At 67.9% G+C, this 9,987-nt stretch carries 10 protein-coding genes and 1 tRNA gene; 4 read left to right on the top strand and 7 right to left on the bottom strand.

Annotation, left to right across the window (positions count from 1 at the left end; all coding sequences use genetic code 11):
- Positions 1 to 153: 153 nt before the first annotated feature.
- The 4 genes from QXK92_RS33875 to QXK92_RS33860 all read right to left on the bottom strand — a co-directional run bounded on the left by QXK92_RS33875 (position 154) and on the right by QXK92_RS33860 (position 4,370).
- Positions 154 to 567, bottom strand: coding sequence for a DUF6262 family protein (locus tag QXK92_RS33875; protein WP_016895229.1), 414 nt, complete (start codon positions 565 to 567; stop codon positions 154 to 156).
- Positions 564 to 2,477: a tyrosine-type recombinase/integrase gene (locus QXK92_RS33870; protein WP_016895228.1), complete on the bottom strand. Its 1,914-nt coding sequence runs from the start codon at positions 2,475 to 2,477 to the stop codon at positions 564 to 566. Before QXK92_RS33870 ends, QXK92_RS33875 begins: the two co-directional genes overlap by 4 nt.
- A gap of 82 nt (positions 2,478 to 2,559) precedes the next feature.
- Positions 2,560 to 3,657: a tyrosine-type recombinase/integrase gene (locus tag QXK92_RS33865; RefSeq protein ID WP_306248396.1), complete on the bottom strand. Its 1,098-nt coding sequence runs from the start codon at positions 3,655 to 3,657 to the stop codon at positions 2,560 to 2,562.
- 11 nt (positions 3,658 to 3,668) lie between these two features.
- A complete protein-coding gene (locus QXK92_RS33860; RefSeq protein WP_231752585.1) occupies positions 3,669 to 4,370 on the bottom strand; it encodes a hypothetical protein in 702 nt (233 codons plus the stop codon).
- Positions 4,371 to 4,640: 270 nt separating this feature from the next.
- Here QXK92_RS33860 and QXK92_RS33855 point away from each other — a divergent pair, with 270 nt between their 5' ends.
- Positions 4,641 to 5,738 (top strand): XRE family transcriptional regulator, encoded by a 1,098-nt coding sequence (locus tag QXK92_RS33855; RefSeq protein ID WP_016895225.1) that lies wholly within the window; start codon positions 4,641 to 4,643, stop codon positions 5,736 to 5,738.
- 15 nt (positions 5,739 to 5,753) lie between these two features.
- Complete coding sequence (locus QXK92_RS33850) at positions 5,754 to 6,083, top strand: hypothetical protein (protein ID WP_016895224.1); 330 nt, start codon at positions 5,754 to 5,756, stop codon at positions 6,081 to 6,083.
- 72 nt (positions 6,084 to 6,155) lie between these two features.
- Here the strand turns inward: QXK92_RS33850 and QXK92_RS33845 are convergent, their stop codons facing one another.
- Both QXK92_RS33845 and QXK92_RS33840 read right to left on the bottom strand, forming a co-directional pair.
- Positions 6,156 to 8,114 (bottom strand): cation-translocating P-type ATPase, encoded by a 1,959-nt coding sequence (locus tag QXK92_RS33845; protein WP_016895223.1) that lies wholly within the window; start codon positions 8,112 to 8,114, stop codon positions 6,156 to 6,158.
- Positions 8,111 to 8,491 carry a metalloregulator ArsR/SmtB family transcription factor gene (locus tag QXK92_RS33840; protein WP_082658790.1) on the bottom strand — a complete coding sequence of 127 codons (381 nt, stop codon included), beginning with the start codon at positions 8,489 to 8,491 and terminating at the stop codon, positions 8,111 to 8,113. Before QXK92_RS33840 ends, QXK92_RS33845 begins: the two co-directional genes overlap by 4 nt.
- A gap of 82 nt (positions 8,492 to 8,573) precedes the next feature.
- Between QXK92_RS33840 and QXK92_RS33835 the strand changes: the two genes are divergently transcribed.
- Positions 8,574 to 9,170 carry a bifunctional 2-polyprenyl-6-hydroxyphenol methylase/3-demethylubiquinol 3-O-methyltransferase UbiG gene (locus tag QXK92_RS33835; protein WP_016895220.1) on the top strand — a complete coding sequence of 199 codons (597 nt, stop codon included), beginning with the start codon at positions 8,574 to 8,576 and terminating at the stop codon, positions 9,168 to 9,170.
- Between the two features lie 34 nt (positions 9,171 to 9,204).
- Positions 9,205 to 9,819, top strand: coding sequence for an isoprenylcysteine carboxylmethyltransferase family protein (locus tag QXK92_RS33830; protein ID WP_016895219.1), 615 nt, complete (start codon positions 9,205 to 9,207; stop codon positions 9,817 to 9,819).
- Between the two features lie 28 nt (positions 9,820 to 9,847).
- Here QXK92_RS33830 and QXK92_RS33825 read toward each other — a convergent pair.
- Positions 9,848 to 9,918 (bottom strand) — tRNA-Ala (locus QXK92_RS33825).
- Positions 9,919 to 9,987: the final 69 nt, after the last annotated feature.

Here is a 9,987-nt window from a genome sequence, read left to right as displayed (position 1 = left end):
GATATCTCTAGGTGAGCGGCGTGTGGAGTCGACGTCTACGACGGGGCCGCGGCTTGGCGTAGGTCCGTCGTCGTGGCCGGGTTATCTGTAGGAAGTCGTCGACGGTGGTGGGCTGCGCTGTGGCCCCGTTGGTTCTGGTTGGGTCCGGTCCGGCTATGACGGATGCGGTGTCGCCGCAGGGATGCGGGATTCGAGGAGTCGGCTGCGAAGTGCTTCGTTCTCGGTGCGAAGCTGCGCGAGTTGTTCGGTGAGTTCACGGTTGCGGGCGATCGCGGTGGCGAGTTTGGTGCGTAGCGATTCCAGGCTTGCCGCGCGCCCTGTTGCGGCCGTCGCCGTGGTGGTCGTGGTGGTGCGGAGGTTGGTGATGTCGTCGCGTAGTTGGCTGTGCTGGTAGAGGAAGCTGGTCGATACACCGGCGTCGCGGGCGACGTCGACGAAGGTGACGGGCTGACCGGTGTTTCGCAGTCGGGTGATCGCGCGGCGGGCGCGGGCGGTGGCGTCGGTGGTGCGGGCGGCGGCTGCTGCGGTCAGGCGTGCGGTGCGGCGTTCGCGGTCGTCGGCGCTCACTGAGGTTCCTGCGTGGTGTTCGGGTCGATTTCGCTGATCAGTTTGGAGACCTTGTCGAGCATCGCCGTGTTCAATTCGACGGCGGCTGCGTCGCCGCGCTCGTGAGCGTCGGCGGTGAGGCGTTGCAGTTGGTCGCGGTGCGCGATATGGGCGCCGAGGAAGACCCGGCCGCCGGGGTCGTGGAAGGAGCAGTCGAGGCAGGGGTTGGGCCGGAATTCGCAGCGTTGCGCCGTTGGGAGAGTGCAGAATCCGTTGGGCAGCGCGGTGGTGAACCGGGCCCGGAGCCGCTCCACGTCGGCGTCGGTGTTGGTCGTGTCTGTTGCGGCGCTGTTCCAGAATTCACGTGCTTTGCGGGCCAGGGTGTCGTCGGTGATGCGGGCGTATGCCGAGGTCATGGTGTCGCTGTGGTGGCCGAGGAAGTCGCGCACTTCTTGTTGGGTCCAGCCGTTGTTGAGCAGTGTGGTTCCGATGGTGTGCCGGAAGCGGTGCACATCGCCGCCGGAGATCGGCTCGCCGGTGATGGTCGAGGTGGTGATGCCGTGTTCGGTGAACAGTGCGGCGAGGCGGTGCCGCAGGCCGCTGGTCGACCAGGGTTGGGTGCGGCCGGCGGCGGCGTTGGACCGGGCGCCGGGGAATAGGTGCTCGGCGTCGGGGCCGTAGGTGTCGCGCACGCGGGTCTGCTGGTCGAGGACGATGGTTGCGAGGCTGTCCGGGATGGGGAATCGGCGCCAGGCCCGGGTTTTGGGCATCCAATATTCGATCCAGTAGCCCGCGTCGGAGCGGTGCAGGCAGTCGATGGGCAGGGCGACCAGTTCGGAGATGCGGCAGCCTGCCCACCGGGTGGTGGCGATCATCGACCGCAGGGTGGGGTCGGTTGCGGGGTTGTCGACGATCAGCGTGTCGACGCGTTCGATTACGTCCGGCGGGAACGGGCGGGGGCTGCGGGTCTTGCGGTGCACGTTCTCGCCTCGTCGGAGGAACACCGCCGACCCGAGAGCGGGCACGATCTGGGTGTCGTGCAGCGACTCCAGCAGGTAGGCGGCGGTATTGGCCAACCGCGCGTCCGCTTGGGTGTCCGGTCGCCGGGTCCACGCCAGGTAGTCAAGGAAGACCGGCCTGGTCACCGCGGACGGTTCCGGTGATTCGTCGTCGCGGGTGAGGAACCGGGCGAGCTGGCGGGTGGCGCGCACCCACTGGGTCAGCGTGCCCCAGGCCAGGGTGGCGGTGGTGAGCTGCCGGCGTGCGAGTTCTTTGACCGCGTCACGCAGCCACGGCACGGTCACCGTCGACCAGTCCACGGCGGTGTGTGTCGATCCGGATTGGGTGGCGTCGAGAACGAATTCGAATCCGTCTCGCCAGTGCCAGTGGTCGTCGGCCCACGGGTCCGGGTTGGTGGCGCCGTCGAGGAGTCGGAAGAAGCGCCGAATGTAGGGTGCGCACAGGGAGTCGAACGAGCTCGCGTGCGGCCAATGCTGCCGGCACAGCAGAAGCCACTCGCCGGCGGGTCGCTCGGTGAGGGAGTCGGTGATCCGGCCGTCGGCGGTGTCGATGAGCACCATCAAGAAGCGGCGGAGGCTGGTGTTGGGGGTCCAGTCGCCGCGGCGCACCTTGGTGGCGACGACGAACCGGATCTCATCGGCCGCGATCTGCGGTAGCCGCCGGAAGTCGACGATCTGGGCCGAGAGGTGGCCGCGCGGGGCGCCGACGGGTTGGGCTTCGAAGGTTGCCCATGCGGTGAAGTCGGCGGGCTGGCCGGCGCGGAACCATTGGAAGTAGTGCGCGTAGCACAATCCGCGCCGCTCGGCGCCTGCGGAGTGGGGGCCGCCCAGCCAGTACCGCTCGCTGTTGCATGCGTCGACGGCGCAGGGGTCCGCCGCCTGGCGGCGGCGGTCTCCGGCCGGTTCGACCACCTGCCACGTCGGCTGACACCACGGCCCGTCGGGTACCCGTAGCGGCGAACGGCGGCCTCTGCGCGTGGAGTCAGGGTGGGAATCAATGTTTCTCATGGCCTGCCTCGCGCTGCGGTGGCGCCCACACCAGCTGCTCGGTGCGGCGCAATCGGTCTGCCAGATCGTCGCTGGCGAGGTGGATGTAGACGTCGGCGCTGGCGGCGTGCGACTGGCCAAGCCGGGCAGCGATCTCAGCCGACGTCCATCCGGCCTTGGCCAGCGCAGTTGCGTGGGTATGGCGCAGCATGTGTGGGTGCAGCCCGTCAAGGCCCGCTACGGAGCCGATGTGCTCGATGATCTGGTAGGCGTTCGAGTACGACAGCGGCCCGCCGACCGGGGGCCGGGACAGGTTGACGAACACGTAATCGCTGTCCAGGTTGGAGATCTCACTGAGGAGGTAAGCGGCGTACAGGTCGAAGAACCGGCGGGGCGCGGCCACCGCGAATTGCGCTCGCTGCTTTGACAGCGCCCCGTTGGCGTTGTCCTCCCGGCGGCACACCTGCACTCGCTTGCGCATCGGGTCCAGGTTGGCGTGCCGTAGGCCTAACGCCTGCCCGACCCGCAGGCCCAGGTCATAGAGCGCGGAGAGCAGCAGCCGGTCGCGGTGGGTCGACGCCGCCGCCAGCAACGTCGCGAAGTCGGCCTCGAAGTCGATCAGCTGCACGGTCTCTGCCGGCTGCTTGCCCGGCCGGGTCAACCGGGAGACCGCGCTGGGGTGGCGTTGCTCGATGTGGGCCAGGAAGCTGTGTGCCCGGCGCGGGAGCCGCGACGGGTTGCGGGTCAACACCAGATCCTGCGGTCCGCGGCCTTCGACGCGGTGGAACTCGTAGAACTCGCGCACGGCCGCGCTCACCGCTTTGACCGTTCCCGGCGCCCGGCTACCGGACCGGGTCGGCAGCGGGGGCAAACCGGCCGACAGCGCCCCCACGAAATCACACAGTGCGTCGAATACTACGGCGTCCCAGTCGATTCCGCGTGCGCCCAGCCACCGGTAGAACAAGCTCAGGTGGCGCGCATACGAGCGGACGGTGTTCTGCGACCGGCCGATCGCACGCAGCCAGTGCAGGAACTGCTCGACCTCCCCGACCGGTAGGCCTGAAGCGTCTACGACCGTCCACGACGCCCGTCCGTGGATGGTCACCGGTGCCGCCTTCACTCGGCATCCCGGGTTTCCTCGGGGCGCCGGGGCCGCACCTGGATGTCGGGCCGCAGGTCTTCCTGCGGTTGGCGGGCCGGCATCGGCGCGGCTGCGGCGGTGTCGGCAGGAAGTGCCCCGGGCAGCCACTTCATGTCGCGCTTGCGCCACGTCGCGTATTGGGCCTGCACCTTGGCCATCGGAACCTCGAAGCGGTCCCAGTCGACGCCCGGCGCGCTGACCCAGATCCGGCGGATATGGGTGTCGGTGACGATGTCGTAGTCCCAGGTCAGCTCGCAATGGGTGGGATCGCCGATCAGGCCCAGGGTCGCCGAATCCTGGGTGAAGAACGCGGTCCGCCGCGGGGTGGTCGGTTCCATCTCGTTGTGGTGGATCATCATGTGCGTCTTGCCGCGGCTGTTGATCTCGGGCCAGCGGTAGGGCTTGACGACCGTGTGTCCGGGTGGATGCATGCCGCGGGTGCTCAGCCACACATCGGTGCCCGCCGCGACGGCGGCCGCAACATATGTGCCGCGCCCGAGCCCTTGCATCACGGTTCGCAGATGTGCGGAGTGCCGGGCCGACAAGGCGTTCCAGTCATCGACGGCGGCCAGCAGCATCGCCCCCACCCCGACCGCCACCTGGTTGAGCAGCCGTCGGGCCTCCTTGCGGGAGACCGGACGGTCGGGTGTGTTGGGTTGATCCATCGGAGCTGTCACGACCCCGCCTTTCAGCCGAAAACCTTGCATAGAATCGTGCGGACCGGGGTAAAGTTTGAGGCCGGAAGACACGCCGATCGCATACGGAGCAGCCGGTCTGCAGGCGTCACGGGCTGGAGTTGCGCTATCGTCACACCAGCCACACACGCCCCACGTCCGTTAGTGGGCGTGAACTGGGAAAACGCAGATCAAACGGTGTTTCTGCGCGAATTCGCGGCGGCGGCGGGCTAGTGTCGAAAGACAGCACCGAGACGGTTGGGGAGGCGATCTGTGACGGCACCGGACCCGTACGACGACGCGGCGAACAGCGTGATGGTGCAGTTGACCCGGTTGTCGCGTGGGTGGTCGAAAAAGCGCCTGGCCGACGAGGCCGGGGTGTCGGCCTCGCACGTCAGCAGGGTCGAGGCGGGGCTGCTGCCCCTGGCAGGGAAGGCCTTGCTCGACTACGCGCAGGCCATGGAATGCCGCCCGGAAGCGCTGTGCGTGCCCTTCACCCGGTCCCCGGCCCAGGGCAGCCACTTCCGGGCCAACCTGAGTGCGGCCGAGTGGAAGCGTGACCGCGTGTGGGCGCGCGCGAATCTTGTCGCGATGCGGATCGGCCGCCTGGTGTCCCGCGCCGACATCAACCCCAAGCTTGCGCTTCCCGATCTCGACCCGGCCGACTACGCCTCCGAGCTCGGAGAGATCACCGTCGCCCAGGTTCTGCGCCGCCTGTGGCGCGTCGCCGGCCCGATCCGCTCGATGACCGAATTGCTCGAAGCCGCAGGGGTGTTCGTTGTGGTCGATGGTTTCCTCGACGACGAGATCGACGCGGTGACCCTGCGAGCAAGCGAGTATCACCCGCACCTGGTGTACGTCAACGCGGCCCGGCCGCCCGACCGCATGCGGATGACGCTGGCCCACGAACTCGGCCACCTGGTCATGGATGCGATGACGCTGGTCAGCCCCGCCGAGGCCGAGCGGCGGGCCAACAGTTTCGCCGCCGAGTTCCTCGCCCCCATCGCCGACATCGGCTTTGACTTGGACCGCGTGTCAGTGCGGGCCGTGCATGAACTCGATGAGCTGCGCCTCACCTGGGGTGTGAGCGCGTCGTCGCTGGTCGTGCGGGCCCGCGAGCGAGGTGTGCTCTCCGACTACCAGTACCGCTCGATGTTCCGGCTGCTCAACGAGACCGGCCGCATGTATGGCCCCCGCCCCGGCGTGGCCGAGGAGATGCCCCGTCTCGTCGGCGACGTACTCGGCCAACTCGCGGCCGGCGGCTACACCGCCAGTGAACTCGACGACATTACGCTGCTCACCGGCGCGCAACGCGGCGCGCTCTTCGGCGTAAGCGACAGGCCCGGCGCCCGGCACCTCACGATGGTCTAAACACCGGGCGCGATCGTGGGCTGGAATCGCACCCCGGTCCGCGACGAGCAGTGGAAAGCGCCGGTCCACTGGACCAAGCAGGGGCAAGCCCTTGAGCAGGACCACGCCGCAGGCGGCCGCCGATGCCGTGTGGTGAACGACAGTGGTGGTGCGCTCGGACGGGTCGTCCTGCGGCGCAGATACCTGCGTATCTACGCCGAACTGCGGTGGCAGACCAACAACAAAGAATGCAGCACGTACCTCTGCCAGGTATCAGGCAAGAGCCGAAGCGCAAACCTGGCGGCCGCCTGGCGGCGAGCGCACAGTCTCGGCCTGACCGCTGCCGGCCGTGACGCAAAGGCGTGATAAGTCATCGGCAAACACCACACCTTGCTGACCTCCTCGCCTGGCTGGTTACGCGATGGATGATGCCGGTGGTCAACGCGATATCGCGGAGGCGGCTACTTCGGCCACCGGATCATGGTCCCGGCCTGGCTGTGCCAGTGGTTTGGTGCGCCCGGCCCGGACACCGTTGGCGATGACGACGATTTCGGCGAGTTCGTGCACCGCGACGACCGCGGCCAGGCCGAGCACACCGGTGAGGGCGAGCGGGATGAGCACTGCGATCAATCCCAGTGAGAGGCCGACGTTTTGGAGCATGATGCGCCGGGCTCGCCGCGCGTGGGCCAGGGCCTGGGTGAGGTGGCGCAGGTCTTCACCCATGAGGGCGACGTCGGCGGTTTCGATGGCCACGTCGGTGCCCATCGCACCCATCGCGATCCCCAAATCGGCGGTGGCCAGAGCGGGGGCGTCATTGACGCCATCACCGACCATGGCCGTCGAGGAGCGTTGGCGCAGTTGACCGATCAGCGCCGCCTTGTCTTCGGGCCGCAGATCGGCATGCACCGTATCGATCCCCACCTGGCGGGCCAGGGCTTGGGCGGTCGCTTGGTTGTCGCCGGTGAGCATGGCGACCTGATAGCCGCCGCGGCGCAGGTGTTCGACGACCTGGGCGGCTTCGGGCCGCAGTTCGTCGCGCACCGCGACCGCCCCAATGACCTGACCGTTGTCTTCGACCAGCACGGCGGTGGCGCCGGCGGCCTGCATGGCCGCGACGTGTTCGGACAAGGGTCCGGGGTCGAGCCAGCCGGGGCGCCCGAGCCGTAGCCGGTGGCCGTCACGGTGGCCGAGCAGTCCGGCCCCGGTCACCGCCTCCACATCCTCAGCTGGTTGGACCGGCCCCTCGGTGGCGGCGAGAATCGCTGCAGCCAGCGGGTGTTCGCTGCGGGCCTCCAACGCCGCCGCCACATCTAACACGTGGTCGCGGCTGTTGCCGTTGGTGGTGGCGACGTCGATGACGGTGGGCTGGTTGGCGGTCAGGGTGCCGGTCTTGTCTAGCGCGACGGTGCGCACCGCGCCGAGGGCTTCCAGCGCGGCGCCGCCTTTGACGAGGACGCCGAGCTTGGAGGCGGCGCCGATCGCGGCGACGACGGTGACCGGCACCGAGATGGCCAGCGCGCACGGGGAGGCGGCCACCAGCACGACCAGGGCACGTTCAATCCACACCAGCGGATCACCCAACACGGAACCGATGGCGGCGATCAGCGCGGCCGCGACCATGATCGCCGGAACAAGCGGTTTGGCGATGCGGTCGGCCAGGCGCTGGCTGGCGCCCTTGCGGGACTGCTCAGCCTCCACGATCGCCACGATGCGGGCCAACGAGTTATCAGCAGCGCTGGAGGTGACCTCGACTTCGAGCACCCCGGTGCCGTTGATCGATCCGGCGAACACATCACTGCCGGGTCCGGCCTCCACCGGAACGGATTCGCCGGTGATGGCCGAGACATCCAGTGCGGTGCGCCCCGAGGTGATGGTGCCGTCGGTCGCGACCCGTTCGCCGGGCTTGACCAGCATCCGGTCACCGACCCGCAACTCCGCTGGCGGGATGGTGATTTCGGCGCCGTCGCGCAGGACGGTGGCCTCGTCGGGCACCAGCGCCAACAACGCGCGCAGTCCCCGGCGGGTCCGGGCCAGTGAGTATTCTTCGAGGCCCTCGCTGATGGAGAACAGGAACGCCAGCATGGCGGCTTCGCCGACCTCGCCGAGGATCACCGCGCCGATGGCAGCGATCGTCATCAGCGTGCCGACCCCGATCTTGCCTTGCGCTAACCGGCGCAGCGTCGAGGGTACGAACGTGTAGGCCCCGATCGCCAACGCCAGCGCATACAGGCCGATTTCGACCACATGGGGGCCGCCGGACCAGCCGACCGCATAGCCGGCCAGCAGCACCACCCCCGCGGCTGCGGCCGCGCGTAGTTCGGTGATCTCCCAGAGCCGTTCGGGTTCCTGCTCGCCTTCGTTGCGGTCGTCGCTGCCGCAGCCGCACGCCTCGCTCATCGCGCTACCTTCCGTTCAGTCGGGTGGCCGTAGTTGGGGCACAAGGCGACGGCGTTGCCGGTCGCCTCCAACACCGCCTCGGCCTCGCGAAACATGTCCAGCAGTTCCGGCCGGGCCAGCCGATACACCGAGGCGCGGCCCTGGGGCCGGAAATCCACCAGCCCACAGTCGCGCAGGCACGCCAGATGCGACGACACCGTCGATTGCGCCAATCCCAACTCACCGGTCAGATCCACCACCCGAGCCTCACCACCAGCTAGGCGGCGGGCGATCGCCAACCGGGTGGGATCGGACAGACTGTGAAACAACGCCACCGCCCCCGCCAACTCGTCGCGCGATGCACTCGGCGGCGCAGCACCCATACTTTTCATCGACATATCGCGATGATAGCCTACAACATAGATTGATCGGAATTAGTCGATGACAGCGCTTGCGATTGATGAAGGCTGAGGTGGCGCGGTGAAGCTCAACACCATCGAACGGGCAGCGATGAACAACCCGATTCGGGCTGCCCATCAACACCATCGGGAAGCCGCATGGTTTCGCCGCCTCGCCGGTGGCGACCTCACCGGCCAGGACGTACTCGAGACCGGCTGCGGACGAGGTGTCGGCTCCGAAGTCATCCTCGACCGGCTCCAGGCCCGCCACGTCACCGCATTCGACCTCGACGACACCATGGTCGAGCTCGCCCGCAAACGCCTCCATCACAGGCCCGTATCCCTGTCAGTCGGCGATGTCTGCGACATCCATCAGCCGACCGCCAGCCACGACACCGTCGTTGACTTCGGCATCATCCACCACGTCCCGCACTGGCAGCTGGCCGTCGCCGAGATCGCCCGAGTGTTGCGCCCCGGTGGGCTGCTGTTGTTCGAGGAAGTTCCACGCCGCATGCTCGACACCTGGGCGTTCCGCACATTCACCGTGCACCCACGCGAAAACCGCTTCGAGTCAGACGAATTCGCCGCTGAACTGGCCCGCCACGGCCTGCACGGCACCGCCCGCATCGAACACCACCTTCGCGGGCTCCTCTTCATCGGGGCCGCCCGAAAGATCTGACCTGCCACCCCCGCGACCACGAAAGCCGACCACGATGTCCGCGATGTACGCCATCATCGCCTTGCTCCTCGTCGCGGCTTTCTGGCTGCTCGACGGCTACGTGCGAGCCCGTATTCAACGCCATCGCACCGGCGACAGCGGCATCCGCATCCCTCGCACACCCAAACAGTGGTGGGCCCGAGGAACCCTGGCCTCCGGCATGCTGCTGCCCGGCATCGCCGCCCCCATCGCCGAACTGCTGGGCCTGCAGCCAGTGCCACTGTTGGACCACGGGCCCAGCCGCGTCGCCGGCATCATGCTCGCCGCACTGGGCGTGTTCGCCGCGTTCGGCGCCCAACGCGCAATGGGATCTTCGTGGCGCACCACTGTCGACCCCACCGAACGCCCGCCACTGGTCACCACCGGCATTTTCGCGATCGTGCGCAACCCCATCTACACGTCGATCAACGTCATGGTTATCGGACTAACCTTTGCGGTTCCCAACGGTATTGCACTCGCCGGCGTCGTGATGATCATCATCGGTAGTCAACTGCAGGTCCGCCTGATCGAAGAGCCCTACCTCACCGCCACCCACGGCCAGGCCTACCGCGACTACTGTGAGGCTGTCGACCGGTTCCTGCCCGGCATCGGGCGGATCAGACGGGCGTAGTGTCACCGCCGGCCGTACCGACCAAAGGTGGAGCCACGGGGAATCGAACCCCGATTTGAGCCTTGCAAAGGCCCCGTTCTACCGTTGAACTATGGCCCCGTCATGGATATGACCGTGGCGGTATCACCGCTGGTCACACCCACTTTCATCTACCTCTCCTAGAGATAA

The organism is Mycobacterium sp. TY815, assembly GCF_030755135.1.
In the GTDB taxonomy this organism is placed as follows: domain Bacteria; phylum Actinomycetota; class Actinomycetes; order Mycobacteriales; family Mycobacteriaceae; genus Mycobacterium.
The sequence above is the reverse complement of the archived record's forward strand: the minus strand, read 5'-3'. Positions and strand labels throughout refer to the sequence as shown.